The organism is Salinicola sp. 4072, from assembly GCF_036663415.1.
Classification (GTDB): Bacteria; Pseudomonadota; Gammaproteobacteria; order Pseudomonadales; family Halomonadaceae; genus Salinicola; species Salinicola salarius_A.
The window spans coordinates 128931-145787 of the sequence record NZ_JAXOVV010000001.1 but is presented as its reverse complement, the minus strand read 5'-3'; the positions used below and the strand labels follow the sequence as shown (position 1 = coordinate 145787).

The 16857-nt window shown below is 63.5% G+C and carries 15 protein-coding genes; 11 read left to right on the top strand and 4 right to left on the bottom strand.

Annotation, left to right across the window (positions count from 1 at the left end; genetic code table 11):
• Positions 1-74 precede the first annotated feature (74 nt).
• The 3 genes from lon to R3F72_RS00615 all read left to right on the top strand — a co-directional run bounded on the left by lon (position 75) and on the right by R3F72_RS00615 (position 3517).
• Complete coding sequence (lon, locus tag R3F72_RS00625) at positions 75-2504, top strand: endopeptidase La (RefSeq protein ID WP_332778641.1); 2430 nt, start codon at positions 75-77, stop codon at positions 2502-2504.
• A gap of 81 nt (positions 2505-2585) precedes the next feature.
• Positions 2586-2795, top strand: coding sequence for a hypothetical protein (locus R3F72_RS00620; RefSeq protein WP_332778640.1), 210 nt, complete (start codon positions 2586-2588; stop codon positions 2793-2795).
• A gap of 104 nt (positions 2796-2899) precedes the next feature.
• Positions 2900-3517: a LysE family translocator gene (locus R3F72_RS00615; protein WP_332778639.1), complete on the top strand. Its 618-nt coding sequence runs from the start codon at positions 2900-2902 to the stop codon at positions 3515-3517.
• Between the two features lie 34 nt (positions 3518-3551).
• Here the strand turns inward: R3F72_RS00615 and R3F72_RS00610 are convergent, their stop codons facing one another.
• Both R3F72_RS00610 and R3F72_RS00605 read right to left on the bottom strand, forming a co-directional pair.
• Entirely contained in the window at positions 3552-4475 is a 924-nt protein-coding gene (locus R3F72_RS00610) for a DMT family transporter (protein WP_332778638.1), read from the bottom strand.
• A 217-nt stretch (positions 4476-4692) separates the two neighbouring features.
• Positions 4693-5460 (bottom strand): SDR family NAD(P)-dependent oxidoreductase, encoded by a 768-nt coding sequence (locus tag R3F72_RS00605; RefSeq protein ID WP_332778637.1) that lies wholly within the window; start codon positions 5458-5460, stop codon positions 4693-4695.
• A gap of 437 nt (positions 5461-5897) precedes the next feature.
• Between R3F72_RS00605 and R3F72_RS00600 the strand changes: the two genes are divergently transcribed.
• Positions 5898-7157 carry an acyltransferase family protein gene (locus R3F72_RS00600; protein ID WP_332778636.1) on the top strand — a complete coding sequence of 420 codons (1260 nt, stop codon included), beginning with the start codon at positions 5898-5900 and terminating at the stop codon, positions 7155-7157.
• A gap of 287 nt (positions 7158-7444) precedes the next feature.
• Positions 7445-8494, top strand: a complete 1050-nt coding sequence (locus R3F72_RS00595; protein WP_332778635.1) for an oxidoreductase — start codon at positions 7445-7447, stop codon at positions 8492-8494.
• A gap of 93 nt (positions 8495-8587) precedes the next feature.
• Here the strand turns inward: R3F72_RS00595 and R3F72_RS00590 are convergent, their stop codons facing one another.
• Complete coding sequence (locus tag R3F72_RS00590) at positions 8588-10201, bottom strand: UxaA family hydrolase (protein WP_332778634.1); 1614 nt, start codon at positions 10199-10201, stop codon at positions 8588-8590.
• 210 nt (positions 10202-10411) lie between these two features.
• On the opposite strand from R3F72_RS00590, the gene R3F72_RS00585 reads away from it, so the two are divergent.
• Positions 10412-11362 carry a LysR family transcriptional regulator gene (locus tag R3F72_RS00585; protein WP_332778633.1) on the top strand — a complete coding sequence of 317 codons (951 nt, stop codon included), beginning with the start codon at positions 10412-10414 and terminating at the stop codon, positions 11360-11362.
• 108 nt (positions 11363-11470) lie between these two features.
• The gene (locus R3F72_RS00580) at positions 11471-11836 is read left to right on the top strand and encodes a hypothetical protein (RefSeq protein WP_322529137.1); all 366 of its coding nucleotides are present in this window, start codon (positions 11471-11473) and stop codon (positions 11834-11836) included.
• 141 nt (positions 11837-11977) lie between these two features.
• Here R3F72_RS00580 and nudE read toward each other — a convergent pair whose 3' ends face one another.
• Positions 11978-12571 carry an ADP compounds hydrolase NudE gene (gene nudE / locus R3F72_RS00575; protein ID WP_332778632.1) on the bottom strand — a complete coding sequence of 198 codons (594 nt, stop codon included), beginning with the start codon at positions 12569-12571 and terminating at the stop codon, positions 11978-11980.
• Positions 12572-12709: 138 nt separating this feature from the next.
• Here nudE and R3F72_RS00570 point away from each other — a divergent pair, with 138 nt between their 5' ends.
• The 4 genes from R3F72_RS00570 to R3F72_RS00555 all read left to right on the top strand — a co-directional run bounded on the left by R3F72_RS00570 (position 12710) and on the right by R3F72_RS00555 (position 16714).
• Positions 12710-13369 carry an HAD-IA family hydrolase gene (locus R3F72_RS00570; RefSeq protein ID WP_332778822.1) on the top strand — a complete coding sequence of 220 codons (660 nt, stop codon included), beginning with the start codon at positions 12710-12712 and terminating at the stop codon, positions 13367-13369.
• Positions 13370-13578: 209 nt separating this feature from the next.
• On the top strand, positions 13579-13971 hold the full coding sequence (locus R3F72_RS00565; RefSeq protein WP_071232558.1) for an RNA-binding S4 domain-containing protein: 393 nt from the start codon (positions 13579-13581) through the stop codon (positions 13969-13971).
• A 100-nt stretch (positions 13972-14071) separates the two neighbouring features.
• Entirely contained in the window at positions 14072-14944 is an 873-nt protein-coding gene (hslO, locus tag R3F72_RS00560; protein WP_332778631.1) for an Hsp33 family molecular chaperone HslO, read from the top strand.
• Between the two features lie 186 nt (positions 14945-15130).
• A complete protein-coding gene (locus R3F72_RS00555; RefSeq protein WP_332778630.1) occupies positions 15131-16714 on the top strand; it encodes a phosphoenolpyruvate carboxykinase in 1584 nt (527 codons plus the stop codon).
• Positions 16715-16857: the final 143 nt, after the last annotated feature.

Below are 16857 nucleotides of genomic sequence, written 5' to 3'. Positions count from 1 at the left end.
GACTTGAACTCCCGCCCCGGCGCCCGCATCCCTAGGTCATTCGGCCAGCACTGGCCACGAACTCAGGGTGAATAATGAGCGATCATAACCGGGATTCCGCGGACTATTTCGAAGCCAGCCAGGAGACACCTGGCAATGATCAGAAGTCACACTCATCGGCCAGTGGCGCCGTCGTTCCCTCCGGCGATTATCTGCCGGAGCGAATCTATCTCCTCCCCATCCATAATCGTCCGTTCTTCCCGGCCCAGGTGCAGCCGCTGATCATTCAGCGCCAGCGCTGGGAAGAGACCATGAAACGGGTCGCCAACACGCCGCACCACATGGTGGGCGTGGCGTTCGTGGGCGATGTCGGGGTCGACGAGCTCAATCCCGGCAGCTTTCCCGAGATCGGGACGGCGGTGAAGGTCCACCGCACCCAGAACGAAGATCAGCAGATCCAGTTCATCGCCCAGGGCATGCGCCGCTTTCGCATTCAGCGCTGGCTGTCGAAGACGCCGCCGTATCTTGTCGAAGTCTCCTATCCCCGCGAGCCGGTCGATGCCGAGGCCGAGGAAGCCCGTGCCTATGCGATGTCGCTGATCAATGGCATCAAGGAGCTGCTGCCGATCAACCCGCTCTATGGCGAGGAACTGAAGAGCTATCTCAACCGCTTCAGCCCCCACGAGCCGGGCCCGCTGACCGACTTCGCCGCGGCTATTACTTCGGCCAAGGGTCGCGAGCTGCAGAGCGTGCTCGAGACGCTGCCAATCATGGATCGCATGCAGAAGGTGCTGCCGCTGCTGCGCAAGGAGATAGAGGTCGCGCAACTGCAGAACCAGATCAGCGAGCAGGTCAATTCGCAGATGCAGGAGCGCCAGCGCGAGTTCTTCCTGCGCGAGCAGCTCAAGGTGATCCAGAAAGAGCTGGGCATCTCAAAGGACGACCGCGAGAGCGACGTCGATACCTTCCGTGATCGGCTCGAGAACCTGCAGGTGCCGGAGCGGGTTCAGGAGCGTATCGACGACGAGCTGGGCAAACTGTCGGTGCTGGAAACCGGCTCGCCGGAGTACGGCACCACGCGCAACTACCTCGACTGGCTGACCTCGCTGCCCTGGGGCATCACCTCGGAGGACCAGCTCGATCTCAAGCGCGCCCGTGGTGTGCTGGACCGTGATCACGACGGCCTCACCGACGTCAAGGAGCGCATCATCGAGTTCCTGGCCGAAGGATCGTTCAAGGGCGATGTCGGTGGTTCGATCGTGCTGCTCGTCGGGCCGCCGGGCGTGGGCAAGACGTCCGTCGGGCGCTCGATCGCTGATGCCCTGGGGCGCAAGTTCTATCGTTTCTCGGTGGGGGGGATGCGCGACGAGGCCGAGATCAAGGGCCACCGCCGCACCTACATCGGCGCCATGCCCGGCAAGCTGGTACAGGCGCTCAAGGAGGTCGAGGTCGAGAACCCGGTGATCATGCTCGACGAGATCGACAAGATGGGGCAGTCATTCCAGGGCGATCCCGCCTCGGCGCTGCTCGAAGTGCTGGACCCGGAGCAGAACGTCGACTTTCTCGATCATTATCTCGACGTGCGCCTGGATCTCTCCAAGGTGCTGTTCGTGTGTACGGCCAACCAGCTCGATACCATTCCCGGGCCGCTGCTCGACCGCATGGAGCAGATCCGGCTTTCGGGCTATATCGCCGAAGAGAAGATGGCGATCGCCAAGCATCACCTGTGGCCGAAGCTGCTGGAGCGCGACCGCATTCCCAAGAAGCGCATCAACCTGACCGACGCTGCGCTCAGGCAGGTGATCGAAGGCTATGCCCGGGAAGCCGGCGTGCGCCAGCTGGAGAAGCAGCTCCACCGGATCGTGCGCAAGGCGGCGGTCAAGATGCTCGAGCAGAATCAGGAGACGGTCAAGGTCTCGGTCAACAACCTGGAGGAGTTCCTCGGCGCGCCACTGTTCCGCAAGGAGAAGGTGCTCAAGGGCGTGGGCGTGGTCACCGGCCTGGCCTGGACGGCGATGGGCGGCGCCACCTTGCCCATCGAGGCGACCAAGGTCCACGCATTGACCCGCGGCTTCAAGCTCACCGGCAAGCTGGGCGAGGTGATGCAGGAGTCCGCCAATATTGCCTACAGCTACACGCTGGGTCATCTGGGCGAGTACGGGGCCGATGCGGACTTCTTCAACGAGGCTTTCGTCCATCTCCACGTGCCGGAGGGGGCGACGCCGAAGGACGGCCCCTCGGCGGGCGTCACCATGACCACGGCGCTGATGTCGCTTGCCCGGAACCAGAGTATCGATCGCCCGCTGGCGATGACCGGCGAGCTGACGCTGACCGGCCAGGTGCTGCCGGTGGGCGGTATTCGCGAGAAGGTGATCGCCGCGCGCCGCAGCGATATCTTCGAGCTGATCCTGCCGGAGGCCAACAAACGCGACTATGACGAGCTGCCCGACTATCTCAAGACGGGGATGACCGTGCATTTCGCCAGGGTATATCCGGATGTGGCCAAGGTCGTGTTCGGCCGCTGAGACGACGAGTGCCTGCATCGTGTTACGCTGGCTGACGAGGCCGGCATGGCATCGACCTGCATGAAAAACAAGGAGCAAGGTGTGTCCAAGAGCGAGAAGAAACAGCGGTCGCGCTACATGATCGCGGCGATCTGGGGGCTGCTGGCAATGGTGCTGCTGAGCGCTTGCAGCTATCACCCGGCGCGGATCGATCCGGAACCGCCGGTCGTCATCGGCGATGGCGATCACGGCCATGGGCACGGCGACGGCGATTTCTGCCCGCCGGGCCAGGCCAAGAAGGGCAACTGCTGAGCCTTCCCGGTTCGCGGAAACGACCCCGAGCGGCAGCGCACTTGCGCTGCCGCTTTTGCGAGGTGGACAATCGACGTTCGTCGACCCCGGATCCGTGAACCCTCATGACATTCGAAAGTGCCGTTACCTATCTTCTGGCGATCTTCCTGTTCGCCATCACGCCCGGCCCGGGCGTGTTCGCCCTGATCGCCACCGGCATGAATGCCGGCTTCCGCCGCTGCCTCTCGCTGACGGTGGGCATGACGCTGAGTGACGTGCTCTACCTGCTGCTCGCCACCTTCGGCCTGGCGACTCTTGCCGAGCATTGGGGAGAGGTCTTCGGGGTGATCCGGGTTCTGGGCGCGCTCTACCTGTTCTATCTCGGCTGGAAGCTGTGGACGAGCCCGACACAGGATGACGAGATGCCGGCGACCGGTTCCAGCGGCGGGACGCTTGCCGGCATGGTGCAGGGGTTCCTGATCTCTGCCTCCAATCCCAAGGTGATCCTGTTCTACATCGCGTTCCTGCCGACGTTCGTCGATCTGGATCGGCTCGGTGGTTCTTCGCTGACGCTGCTGGTAACGCTGACCGTCGTTGGCCTGATGGGCGGACTCTGCCTGGTCGCGGCCGGTGCGGCGCGGGCACGGAGAGTCTTTCGTTCCTCCCGCGCCCAGCGGCGCCTGAACCGGGGCGCCGGATCGCTGATGATCGGCGCCGGGGCGCTGCTGATTGCCAAGAGCTGATCGTCGGGAACCGCATGGCCAGCTGTCGTCGAACTCAGGCTTGCCGGTTGCGGGGCTTGCGGCTGACCAGGGCGACGCCGGCGGCGGCGATGCCCATGCCCAGCCACGAGATCGGCGGCATGGGTTCGTCGATCAGCCACCAGGAAAACAGCGCGGCGCAGGGCGGCACCAGATAGAAGAGCGCCGATACCCGCGAGGCCTCGCCACGTCGGATCATCGCCAGCAGCAGCGAGATCGCGATCAGTGAATTGCCGATGACGAGGTAGGCCAGCGACCCGACGAGCGCGCCGTCCCAGTCGAGCGTGAAGTGACCAAACAGCAGGATCAGCGGCAGCGTCGTGACCAGCCCGGTGGCATATTGAATCAGGTTGGCGCTGACCGGGTGCAACGGCTGGCCGTAGCGCTTTTCGTAGAGCGTCGCGCCGCTCATCCCGAGCAGGGCGGCGATGGTCAGCAGCAGGCCGCTGAGCGTGACGCCTTCCACCGTCGAGCGACCGAGAATCACCACCACGGCGCCGACGAAACCCAGCCCGAAGCCGAGCCAGCGTCGCGTACCGATGGTTTCTCCTACCATCGCCGGGGCGGCGAGGGCGACCAGGATCGGCTGCAGCGAGACGACCAGCGCCACGACGCCGGCGGAACTGCCCAGCGCGAAGGCGCTGTAGCAGCAACCGAAGTAGACGGTCTGGATCAGGAACCCGACCACGGCCTGGTGGCCCCAGGCGCTCGGCCGGGCCGGCATCGGCGGGCGCAGCCACAGCCAGATCGGCAGCATGATCGCCAGCACGAGCACGAACCGTAGACCCAGAAACAGCAACGGATCCACGTGCAGGGTGCCGATCTTCGCGACCGGGAACCCCAGCGACCACAACAGCAGAAACAGGCCGGGGGCGGCGGTCAACCACAGAGGTGGCCGCTCGCGCTCGGTCGTCGCGGCGGTGGGAGAAACGTCAGACATGTCGATCTCATTGTTGTGATTATGAAGATAGCCGTGATTATGAAGATAGCCGTGATTATGAAGATAGCCGTGATTGTAGAGATGGCTGTGGTTCTGGAAATGACTGTGGTTGTGGAGATGGCGCCCGGTAGCAGGCGTGACCCGTCTTCGAGAGTGCCCCGGACGGCGAGACATTGCCAGCGACGTCGGGGCTGGTTCGGCTGTCGTCGAGCCTCGGTCAGTCCCGATCTACCGAGAGCCCGCCCCACGACTGGCACACGGGCATGAGCTCGAGCCGGTTGATATTGAGGTGCGGCGGCAACGTCGCGGCGAGGAAGACCTGTTCGGCGACGTCTTCCGGCTGGATCGGCTCCACACCGTCATAGAGCTTGTCGTGGGCGCCCTGGTCGCCTTTCGTCCGCACCAGCGTGAACTCGGTTTCCGCCATGCCGGGCGCGATGTCGGTGACCCGAACGCCGGTGCCCTTGAGATCGCAGCGCAGGTTGTAGGAGAACTGGTTGACGAACGCCTTGGACGCGCCGTAGACGTGGCTGCCCGGATAGGGCCATAGCGCCGCGGTGGAGCTGATGTTGATGATGGCGGCGCCGCGGCCGACCTCGATCAGCGTCGGCAGCAACGTACGCGTCACGTTGACAAGCCCGGTGATGTTGGTGTCGATGACGGTCTGCCAGTCGTCCAGATTCGCCTCCTGGGCCGGGCCGGCACCCAGGGCCAGCCCGGCATTGTTCACCAGTACCTTGACGGCCTTGAACGCTGGCGGCAGTTCCTCGACCACGCGGGCGACGGCATCGCGCTCGCGGACATCCAGCGTGGCGACATGAACCGGGACCTTGTCTTCCAGCTGCTGCTTGACCGCTTCCAGACGTTCCTGCCGACGGCCGGTCAGCACCAGGGCCCAGCCCGCCTCGGCAAAACGATGAGCGCAGGCGCGCCCGAACCCTGAGGTGGCACCGGTAATGAACGCGACGGGGGGATTTTGACTCATGCTGGCTCCTGGTTCGAGGTGGTTGAGAAACGGGTAGACGAAGAAACGAGGTCCTGGCCGACGATCGGGTCGGTTCGCGTTTTCAGACAGAGCTTAGCGCATCTGCGATGGAAGTTGTCGGGTCGAGGCGCGAGAAACTGTCGTCGTCTGGCGACAAGGCGCGAGGCTTTGTGTAAATCCCCGTGATTGACGACACAGTCAGATGATTTCCGTTGCCGTTTGGTTACGCTTTGGCGACGATAGCGGGGCATTCCCCGATGACCGTGGTTCGACCGATCCCCGGTACCGCTTTTCCGCTGATTCCTCGCTATCGACTCGACTGGCTGGCTGCTCCATCGGCGCTCGCCGCGATATCAATCGTTCCAGGTTGCCTCTTGGGTCTTATTGGGCGGCTCGGGACGTCAGACGCAATCCGGCGTTGTGAAGGAGGTGGCTTCGTGTCCACGATCAAGCGGCAACGATATTACGGGCTGGAGTGGCTTCGCTTCCTGATGGCGCTGTGGATGGTCGCCTATCACTTCGGCGGTATCTACAGCGAAATGCCCGACATGGTGAGAAGTTTCGTCGGCATGGGTTTCTTCGCCACCAGCACGTTCTTCATGCTGTCCGGCTTCCTGCTCGCCCACGTGGCGCTGGACCATGCGGGAGAGATGAAGATGCACGGCCCGGCCTTCGTTGCCAAGCGGCTGTGCAATCTCTACCCGATTCACGTGCTGACGATGCTGCTGTCGATCGGGCTGCTGTTGCTGCAGTACCCCATTCGTCCGGAAGGGGTTTACGTCTACTTCAACTCGCACCCCTATTACCCGCTGAGCGATGAAGCGCGAGCCGCGTTTTCGGATCGTCTTTCCTGGCCGAGTGCGTTGGGCCATATCGCGCTGCAGCTGACGCTGCTGCAGGCCTGGGAGCCGCGCTTCCTGTGGCTGAACGGCGCGTCCTGGTCGATCTCCGCGCTGCTGTTCTTCTATGTCTGCTTCCCGTGGCTGGCGCCGAGGCTGATGCGCATTCAGCGCTGGGGGCTGGCGCTGCTAGGCGTCTGGGGGCTCTACGCCTTGGGGCCGCTCGTGGCGACTCTAGCGGGCTCGTTCGACTACGTGACGGTGGGCGTTCTGCACCGTAACCCGCTGTTTCGTCTGCCGGAGTTCCTGGCCGGCATTTTGCTCTATCGGGCCTGGCAGTCCGAAACGGTGAGCTCGCTGTTTCGGCGCTTTCGCTACCCGCTGATGGCGCTCGGCTTGTGCGGTGTGCCGGTCGGGGTCTGGTTGCTCAAGATGGATGGTCTGCATCTGTATTACTTGACCCACAACGGCCTGTTACTGCCTTTCCAGGCGCTGGTGCTGCTCAGCGTTTGTGCGTTCGCTGCGCCGAGCAGCGCGATGGTAAGGGCCTGGGCGCAGCGGTTGGGAGAGTCGGCACTGTGCATCTTCGCGTTGCATACGCCGCTGATCGGCCCGATGGCGAGGGGGACGCGCTGGCTGCTGCAGCGATGGCACGAAAGCTGGATCGCCGATAGTAGCAACTTGGCGCTCAAGTTCGCGATTCCGCTGTGGACGATGGCGTTTCATCTGGCGCTGATCGTCATTCTGGCGCTGCTGATGCAGCGCTTCGTGGTGGCGCCGATACGCCATTGGCTGGAGGCGAGGCTACCCACGGCGTGGCAGCAGCGCCGACCGCCATTGGCGATCGCCAAGGCGTGAGGCCTCACGCTGTCTCTGTTTTCAGCGTCATTTCTTTCAGCGCCATTTCTTTCAGCGCTACTTTTTTCAGCGCTACTTTTTTCAGCGCTACTTTTTTCAGCGCTACTTCTGCCACTAGCAATGTCCTCAGGGAGGAGGCGGCGGGACGGCGGGCGTTGAATCCTGTGAACCAACTCCACCGTTTGGGTTAAATCATTACTTTCGTGGATGCGATACCCTAGGAAACACTCACGCTTCGCCGGGTTGCCCAGCGAAGCGATCAGGAATTCATCTCTAAGGGACGCAGCATGAAGGGATCCATCCGTGTGGGGTTGGTCGGCTATGGCATGGCCAGTAAACGGTTCCACGCGCCTTTGATCACCGCGCAGGAGGGGTTTTCGCTGGTTGCCGTGGCGAGCCGGGACGCCGACAAGGTTCATGCTGACTGGCCGAGCGTGCCGGTAGAATCAACGCCGCAGGCGCTGTTCGCTCGCGACGATATCGATCTGGTCGTCATTCCCACGCCGAATGCGACGCACTACTCGCTGGTCAGCGAGGCGCTGGCTGCAGGCAAACACGTCGTCGTCGACAAGCCGTTTACCGTGACGCTGGATGAAGCCCGCAAGCTGTGCGATCAGGCCGCCAAGGCCAAGCGCTTGCTGTCGGTATTTCACAACCGGCGCTGGGACTCTGACTTCCTGACCGTGCGCAATCTCATCGATAGCCAGTCGCTGGGCCGAATCGTGCATTTCGAGTCGCATTTCGATCGCTTCCGCCCGGATGTCGCGCAGCGCTGGCGCGAGGATCCCGCGCCCGGCGCCGGCGCCTGGTTCGATCTCGGCTCCCATCTGCTCGACCAGGCCTTGGTCCTGTTCGGCACGCCGGAGGCGATCTCGCTCGATCTGGCCTGTCAGCGCGAGGGGGCAAAGGTCGACGACTACTTCCATGCCGTCCTCCGTTATCGGGAATGTCGCGTGATACTGCATGGCGGCACGCTGGTGTCGGCGCCCGGGGCTCGCTTCACCGTTCATGGCACGCGGGCCAGCTACGTCAAGCATGGCCTCGACCCGCAGGAGGACATGCTCAAGCGCGGCGACCGCTTGCCATCGCCGCACTGGGGAGAGGACTGGCGCCACGGCATGATGACGATCGGCCAGGTGCGTGAGGGCATTCAGCCGGAACTGCACGAGGTGCCGACCCTGCCCGGGAACTATCTGGCCTACTACGCTGGCGTTCGCGACGCCATTCGCAGCGGTTCGCCGCTGCCGGTGACGGCGGAGGCTGCGCTGGAGGTGATGCGGGTGCTGGAGGCCGGCATCCAGAGTGCCGAGTCGGGGCAGTTCGTTAGCCTGGCCTGACGTACGTCGAACCCGTTGCGGCGTATCCGAAACGACCCGAGCCAGCAGGTGCTGGCTCGGGTCGCTTACTTTCGACGGTCGATGATCTGACTCTCAGGTAATGACGCCGATCTGCCAGGGCACGAACTCCTGTTGGCCGTAGCCGTGACGTTCGCTGCGGCTGCGCTCGCCGGAGGCCAGCGTCAGAAAGCGCTGGAAGATCTGCTCGCCCAGCTGTTCCATCTCGACCTCACCATCGATCAGTGCGCCGCAATTGATATCCATGTCGTCCGCCTGATGGCGCCACAGCGCGCTATTGGTGGAAAGCTTCATGGAGGGGACCGGCGCGCAGCCGAAGGCGCTGCCGCGGCCGGTGGTGAAGGCGATGAGATTGCAGCCGCTGGCGACCTGGCCGGTAACCGAGACCGGGTCGAAGCCGGGGGAGTCCATGAAGGCCAGGCCGCGTTCGCGCATGGGTTCGGCGTATTCGAGAACCTCGACCAGCGGCGTGGTGCCGGCCTTGGCCACCGCGCCCAGCGACTTCTCGAGAATCGTGGTCAGGCCGCCGGCCTTGTTGCCCGCAGACGGGTTGTTGTCGAGCGAAGCGCCGCGAACCCGGCAGAACTCCTCCCACCAGTGGATGCGCTCGATCAGCTTGTGGGCGACGGCGGGGGTGACCGCCCGGCGCGTCAGCAGGTGTTCGGCGCCGTAGACTTCCGGCGTCTCGGCCAGTACGGCGCTCCCGCCGTTGGCGATCAAGCGGTCCACGGCGGCGCCCAGGGCAGGGTTGGCGGTGATGCCGGAGTAGCCGTCGGAGCCACCGCACTGCAGCGCGACTCGCAGATGCTCGACCGAGCAGGGTGTCCGTGCGACCTGGTTGGCTTCGTTCAGCAGTTGCTCGATATGGCGGATGCCCTCGGCGATCGCCTTGGTGGTGCCGCCGATCTGCTGGATAGTGAAGGGGTGCAGCCTGGGGCCGGGCTTCAGCCCCTGGGACTCGATCAGCGCGTCGATCTGATTGGTCTCGCAGCCGAGGCCGATGACCAGCACGGCAGCGAAGTTGACGTGGCGCGCGTAGCCGGCGAGCGTACGCCGCAGCATCTCCAGCGCTTCGCCATCCGCGGCCACCGCGCAGCCTACGCCGTGAGTCAGTGCGACCACGCCATCCACGTTGGGGTAGGGCGCCATCGCCTCGGGATGAACGTCGCGCCGGAAATGATCGGCGATGGCGTGAGCGACCGTGGCGGAACAGTTGACCGAGGTGAGAATGCCGATGTAATTGCGCGTCGCGACACGGCCATCCGCTCGTTGAATCCCCATGAAGGTGGCGGCGGGAGAGATCCGCTCGACGGGCGTGACCTCGCTGCCGATGGCATAGTCCTTCGAATAGTCCTTGGAATAGCCCTTCGAATAGCCCTTCACATCGCCCTGTTCCTGACCGGCGCCTTCCAGGTCGCCGATGCCGAGATTGTGGACGTGGACATGATCGCCGGGCGAGATGGGACGGATGGCGCGACCGATGATCTGGCCGTAGCGGCGAACCATGTCTCCGCTGTCCAGGGCGCGAATGGCGATCTTGTGGGCGGCAGGCACGGCGGTTGTCAGGACGATGCCCGGCAGGACTTCGGTACCTTCGGGCAGCGGCGTACGCGCGATGACGACATCATCGCGTTCGTGCAGGCGGATGATCGAGGCGGGGGCCTCGGTGGTGTGTTCGATCAGTGCCATGAGTTGGCTCCTCGGGCGGCTTGTGCCACTTTGGTCTATGCGGCTTCGGGTCAAAGCCTTTTTAATCAGTTATTTATTATGATTCCGGTAGCCACACCCTATCCGGTCGCGGTGCGCCCCACCACTGAGAGTTACTGATCGAGTGATAACGATCGTGCATTCGCCCAAAGTCTCAATTCTTGATCGCGTCGCAAGCGAGAGGAGTCGCCGATGCCCCCGACGCTGGAAACCCTGATGTCGCGTCTGCGCTTGCGCCAGTTGCGCTTGCTGATGGCGCTCGACGAGTGCGGGTCCATTCACAAGGCCGCCGAGCAGGTGGCGATTTCCCAGCCCGGCGCGACACGGGCGCTGAACGAGATCGAGTCGACGCTGGGAGCGCCCCTTTTCCGGCGTAGCGCGCGGGGGCTGGAAGCCAACGATCTGGGGCGCTGCGTGGTGCGCTACGCGAGGCTGATCCAGACCGACGTGGCGCATCTGCGCGAGGAGATGATCGGTATTCAGCAGGGCTTCGGCGGGCATCTGGCGGTGGGGGGAACGATGGGCGCCATCGCGGCGATCGTCGAGGCCGTCGTCAAGGTTCGCGCCGAGCAGCCTTCGCTGTCGTTGCAGGTGATCGAGGATACCAGCGAGGGGCTGTTGCGCCTGCTCGACCAGGGGCGGATCGATGTCGCCCTGTGTCGTTCCAACTTCGGGCGACGCCCGGGCGATTACCACTGCCACGGCCATTTTCCCGAACCGCTCTGGGTGGTTGCCAATCCCGCGCATCCGCTGGTGAAGGTCGAAGCGCCCGATTTCATCGCCCTGGCCAGGCAGGCGTGGATCGTCTATCCCGTCAGCATGCCGAGGATGCTGGAGCAGGAGTTCGTCGCCGCGGGCCTCTCGCAGCCGGTACAGTCGATTGAAATCTCGTCGACCTACGCCATCCTGGCCATGCTGGAACGAGACGACGGGGTGCTGGCGCTGTTACCGGAGCGTATCGCGCGGGAGCAGGTGGCGCGGGGTCATGTGGCGCGGGTGAACTATCTTTTCAAAACGCGCAATCCCGCTTTCGAACTGCTCTGGCGGCGTGACAGGGAACTGTCGCCAGCGGCCCGACGCTTTATCGAATGTTACGACAACGAAGGAGAAGGGGGTGCCGAAATTTGCCAAGTGCCAAATTAGTGTCTAGGTTTTGTATAGATTGCTCAGGCAAGCTCTCGTGACACGGGCAGCATTGGCAACGGTTGCCGGGATCGTGTTGCGAGCCAAGATGAATTATGGAGGATTCACATGAAAAAGCTTAACGCAGCCATTTTCGCTACGCTGATCGCTCTGCCCACCGCGGGTGCTTTTGCTCAGGAGCAGGCACCAAGCGTCAGCCCGGAGACGGGTTCGGCCAATACTCAGTCCGGTGGATCCGCTCCTACCAAGGCTCAAGGTGGGAGCATGTCGGGCGAAACCCATGGGTCGCTACCGTCCGAGAACAGTATCCCGGACCAGAACAATGCCCAGACGGGCTCTGCCAACACCCAGCCGGGCAGCCTGAAGGCCCAAGGTGGCTCTGCACAGGATGAATCCGCAGCCCGTGGCCCGATGAAGGACGATATGGAAGGTAATCATGGCGTCGACTCTGCCCAGGATGTGGATCCCGAGTGATCGTCTGTTCGCTTCGCGATAGAAGCGTTCGAAACTAGTATTACTGTTCGACCCTCGTCCCGCTCAGCGGGGCGGGGGTCGTTTTCTTGTCATGTGTCGAGAGGCGGGAGAGAGGGACCGCCCGCGGCTGCGGCGATGTCTTCACCACCAGCTATCGGACTCGCGCTCGCTGCGCAGCTTCTCTCGCGCGATGAAGAGTGCTGCGATGGCGCGTCCTTCGTGGAAATCGTCGCGAGCCAGCAAGCCGGTTATGTCGTCGATGGCGTGCGTTTCGACGATCAATGGTTCGGGCTCGTCCCCCTCCAGCCGCCTTTCGTAGAGATCGCTGGCCAGCATCACCTGCATGCGGTGATTCATGTAGTTGGGCGCCAGCGACAGTTCCACCAGCGGCTCGATGCGGTTGGCGCCGAAGCCGCACTCTTCCATGAGTTCCCGATTGGCGGCCGTGATGATGTCCTCGCCCGGGTCGACCAATCCCTTGGGCAGGGTGAGCATATATTCATCGAAGCCCGCTGCGTATTCGCGGATCAGCAGTACATGATCGGGGTCCGGCATCGCCACCACCATCACCGCACCGCGTCCCTTGCCTTTCAGGCGTTCGAACGTTCGCTCCGCCCCGTTGGCGAAGCGCAGGTCGAGCGATTCGATGGCAAACAGTTCGCTCTGGGCCATGTGGCGCCGTTCGAGAATCGTCGGCTTGGTCAAGGGAAACGAGGGAGAGTCTGTCGGCGCCATAGGGCCTCCGTGCATCGGGCGGGTTGCACTGGGTACAATAATCGATGCTTGCTCGTGGGGGAAACGCCCATGCCGCCCGTGCGGCAATGGAAGCACCGCACGGGAAGTTTCTTTTTACCGATTGCCGAGACGCCGCCGATGCTCGATTGGAACGCCATCGATACCGTTTTCCTGGATATGGACGGTACCCTGCTCGATCTACATTTCGATAGCCACTTCTGGCTGGAGCATCTGCCGCGTCGCTACGTGGAACTGCATCGTCTCGACGACTCGCATCGCACCGCCCTGGAAACGCGGATCCTCGACGCCCGCGGAACGCTGGACTGGTACAGCCTGGCGCACTGGAGTCGCGAACTGTCGCTGGATATCGTCGCGCTCAAACGCGAGGTTGCGCACCTGATCGGCTGGCGCGCCGACGCGCTGGCATTCATGGAGTGGCTCAAGGCCGCGCCGGTGGACGTCGTGCTGGCGACCAACGCCGACCGCGAGAGTCTCGGGCTCAAGCTGCCGTTGACGGGCCTGGACCGCTATGTCGACCGTATCGTCTCTTCCGCGGACGTGGGGGCGCCCAAGGAGCAGCCAGCGTTCTGGGACGCGATGCAGGCCTTGCATCCGTTCGACCCCGCACGCAGCCTGTTCGTCGATGACAATACCGACGTGCTGGCGTGCGCCCGGGATTACGGCATTCGTTACCTGCTGGGCATCCATCAGCCCGACAGCCGCAAGCCCGGTCGTTCGCATCCGGCATTCACCGTCGTCGATCGCTTCGCGTCACTGCTGCCCGAAACGCCGGCTTGAAGCGATGACCAGCGACCCCCATCTAGCAGCCTGTCGGACTTAACGCTGATCTGCTGCGAATTCCGGCCTTTTGGCCAATTTATTCGATCGGATGCGTTAAATAGCGAGCTATTCGCCTTATCCGATCGATGAACTTGACTCAAAATCCGTTTTTCTCGCGACGATCGGTCAAGCCCGACCGGCTGCCAGGCGAGTCGAGGTGATAGACCATGAGTGAAACAGTACGTATCGATAAATGGCTGTGGGCGGCGCGATTCTTCAAGACGCGCCAGCTGGCCAAGAAAGCGATCGAAGGCGGCAAGGTCCGCTACAACGGCAACCGCGTCAAGACCAGCAGGAATGTCGAGGTCGGGGCGCTGATCGAGGTGCCGCAAGGCTGGGACAACGCGACCGTCGAGGTTCTGGCGCTGTCCGACCAGCGCCGCGGCGCGCCCGAGGCGCAGCAACTCTATGCCGAAACTCCCGACAGCATCGACCGTCGCGCGCGGGAAGCGCATCAGCGAAAGCTGGCCAATCAGGTGATGCAGCCGCCGATCAAGCGACCGGACAAGCGCCAGCGTCGCGATATCCACCGCTTCCAGCGTCAGCAGACCGACGACTGAACGTCTGGCGCACTGACGCCGTGAACTGCCTGCCAACCCCCTATCTGCCATTGCCGGGCGATCGTCAGCGATTCGCCCGGCATCCGACGAGACATGATTCATGAACGATGAAATCCAGCGTTTTCTATTCGACGATACCAATGTACGCGGCGAGATCGTGCAACTGGAGTCCGCCTACCGGGAAGTGCTCGAGCGCCAGGATTACCCCGAGCCGATCCGCTATCAGCTGGGAGAGCTGTTGAGCGCCGTGGCCCTGCTGACCGAGACCGTCAAGCTCGATGGCACCGTCAGCCTGGAAATCCGGGGCAAGCAGGGCGTCGATGTGCTGATGGCCGAATCCAATCCGGGCGGTCAGCTGCGGGCCATCGCCCGCTATGACGAGAATCAGGTATTCGCCGACAACGCCACGCTGCGACAGCTGGTCGGCGACGGCCAGATCGTGATCACCCTCGATCCTGCCGAGGGCAATCGCTATCAGGGCATCGTGGCGCTGGAGCACGACCATCTGGCGAGTTGCCTGGAGGCCTACTTCGCGCAGTCGGAGCAGTTGGCGACGCGCCTGTGGCTGAGCGCCGACGGCCAGCGCAGTGCCGGCCTGCTGTTGCAGCAGCTGCCGGACGACGCTTCCAACAAGGATCCCGATGCCTGGGAGCGTGTCGTCCACCTCGCGTCCACCATCACCGACGACGAGATGCTGGCGCTGCCGGCCCAGGACGTGCTGTACCGGCTCTTCCATGAAGAGACCACGCGGGTCTTTACGCCCAAGGCGCTGGCGTTCGGCTGCACCTGCTCGCGGGAGCGCATCGCCAACGCCTTGCATACTTTCGGGGCCGATGAGCTGCGCAGCATTCTGGACGAGCAGAAGGCGATCGATACGCAGTGCCATTTTTGTCATACCCGGTACCATTTTAGTGCGGCAGAAATCGAGGCGATCATCGACTCGCCCCAGGCGCCATCGCCGACGCTGCACTGAGCTGGGCGCTCGGCAACGTCAGGCGCCTTGATCAGAGCGGAATCGGCCCCGGGCGCCCGGCGTTTGCGCGCCGGGCGCTTTTTGCCATAATGACGATCCTTTTTCGCCCGCCAGGCGTCGCAGCGGCGGGCCTTCAACGCTGTGAAACGACACGAAAACAGAGGCCTCAGCGCCCAGGACCGGATAATGACCACCTCTCAAGCCTCGTTCCAGGCTGCCGGCGATTCCCGCCCCGCGAAAGCGCACTCCAATTTGACCACGGCCGAGCTGGTCGAATATGCCCTCGCAAGAGGAGAAGGCGTGCTGGCCGCCAATGGTGCATTGGTGGTGGAGACGGGGGAGCGCACTGGCCGGTCCACCCTGGACCGCTTCATCGTCGACGAGCCCTCCACCTCGGATCTGATCGACTGGGGGCAGGTCAACCGCCCGATCGGGCCGGGCGTGTTCGATGCACTGTGGGAGCGGGTCGAGGATTACCTGGCGGGCGGCGATACCTTCGTCTCCGAGCTGCATGTCGGCGCCGATCCGGAGTACTACCTGCCGATTCGTGTCATCACGCAGCAGGCCTGGCACAACCTCTACGGGCGCAACCTTTTCGTGCGCCCGGAGAACTGGAACCCCAAGGACAAGAGCGAGTGGACGGTGCTGAGCGCCCCCGACTTCGTCTGCGATCCTCAGCGTGACGGCACGCGTTCCGAAAGCACGGTGATGATCAATTTCGCGCGCCGCCGGGTGCTGCTGGCCGGCATGCGTTACGCGGGCGAGATGAAGAAGGCGATGTTCTCGGTGCAGAACTTCCTGTTGCCGGAGAAGGACGTGCTGCCGATGCACTGCAGTGCCAACGTCGGCGAGGACGGGGAAACCACGCTGTTCTTCGGGCTGTCCGGCACCGGCAAGACGACGTTATCGGCGGATCCGGAGCGCTATCTCATCGGCGACGACGAGCATGGCTGGGGTGAAGGCACCGTCTTCAACTTCGAAGGTGGCTGCTATGCCAAGACCATCGATCTGTCGCGCAAGAACGAGCCGATCATCTGGGACGCCATCCGTTTCGGCACCGTGCTGGAAAACGTGGTGCTGACAGGGGATCGGGTGCCCGACTATACCGATGACAGCCTCACCCAGAACGGACGCGCCGGTTATCCGCTGGAGTTCGTCGAGAAGCGCGTCGAGGAAAACCGCGCCGGCGAGCCGAGCGCGATCATCTTCCTGACCTGCGACATGAGCGGCGTGCTGCCGCCGGTCTCGCTGCTCTCCAAGGAAGCGGCGGCCTATCACTTCCTGTCCGGCTACACGGCCAAGGTCGGTTCGACCGAGATGGGCTCCACCAGCGGCCTGGAGGCGACGTTCTCGACCTGCTTCGGCGCACCGTTCTTCCCGCGCCCGGCGCATGAATACGCCGATCTGCTGATCAAGCGCATCGAGGCCTTCGAGTCTCGTGTCTACCTGGTCAATACCGGCTGGAGTGGCGGGGCCTACGGCCAGGGCGGCAGCCGTTTCAGCATTCCGACGACTCGCGCCATCATTCGCGCGGTCCAGGAAGGCGACCTGAAGGACATCGAGACCCGGCATATCGAAGGGCTCAATCTCGACGTGCCGCTGGCGGTGGACGGGGTCGATGCCAAGCTGCTCGACCCGCGTGATGCCTGGAGCGACCAGGAGGCCTATCGCGAACAGATGAATGCGCTGGTGGCCAAGTTCATCGCCAATTTCACCAAGTTCGACGATGTCGATGCCGCGATCCTGGCGGCCGGCCCGCAGACGCTCTGACGTCTGTAGCGCCTCCGACAGCTGTAGACGCTCTGCCGCCCGTATCCGACGGGTTCGTCGAGCTGTCTGCCGCGAGCCGTGCGGTATCTGACGGGGATGGCCATCGGCCATCCCCGTCCGGTTTGTGCGACTTCGATACCGCC

Bases quoted from the DNA above. Each gene is read 5' to 3' on its own strand.
- lon (WP_332778641.1), top strand. From the start codon at position 75: ATGAGCGATCATAACCGGGATTCCGCGGACTATTTCGAAGCCAGCCAG.
- R3F72_RS00615 (WP_332778639.1), top strand. From the start codon at position 2,900: ATGACATTCGAAAGTGCCGTTACCTATCTTCTGGCGATCTTCCTGTTC.
- R3F72_RS00610 (WP_332778638.1), bottom strand. From the start codon at position 4,475: ATGTCTGACGTTTCTCCCACCGCCGCGACGACCGAGCGCGAGCGGCCA.
- R3F72_RS00605 (WP_332778637.1), bottom strand. From the start codon at position 5,460: ATGAGTCAAAATCCCCCCGTCGCGTTCATTACCGGTGCCACCTCAGGG.
- R3F72_RS00595 (WP_332778635.1), top strand. From the start codon at position 7,445: ATGAAGGGATCCATCCGTGTGGGGTTGGTCGGCTATGGCATGGCCAGT.
- R3F72_RS00590 (WP_332778634.1), bottom strand. From the start codon at position 10,201: ATGGCACTGATCGAACACACCACCGAGGCCCCCGCCTCGATCATCCGC.
- R3F72_RS00585 (WP_332778633.1), top strand. From the start codon at position 10,412: ATGCCCCCGACGCTGGAAACCCTGATGTCGCGTCTGCGCTTGCGCCAG.
- R3F72_RS00580 (WP_322529137.1), top strand. From the start codon at position 11,471: ATGAAAAAGCTTAACGCAGCCATTTTCGCTACGCTGATCGCTCTGCCC.
- nudE (WP_332778632.1), bottom strand. From the start codon at position 12,571: ATGGCGCCGACAGACTCTCCCTCGTTTCCCTTGACCAAGCCGACGATT.
- R3F72_RS00570 (WP_332778822.1), top strand. From the start codon at position 12,710: ATGCTCGATTGGAACGCCATCGATACCGTTTTCCTGGATATGGACGGT.
- R3F72_RS00565 (WP_071232558.1), top strand. From the start codon at position 13,579: ATGAGTGAAACAGTACGTATCGATAAATGGCTGTGGGCGGCGCGATTC.
- hslO (WP_332778631.1), top strand. From the start codon at position 14,072: ATGAACGATGAAATCCAGCGTTTTCTATTCGACGATACCAATGTACGC.
- R3F72_RS00555 (WP_332778630.1), top strand. From the start codon at position 15,131: ATGACCACCTCTCAAGCCTCGTTCCAGGCTGCCGGCGATTCCCGCCCC.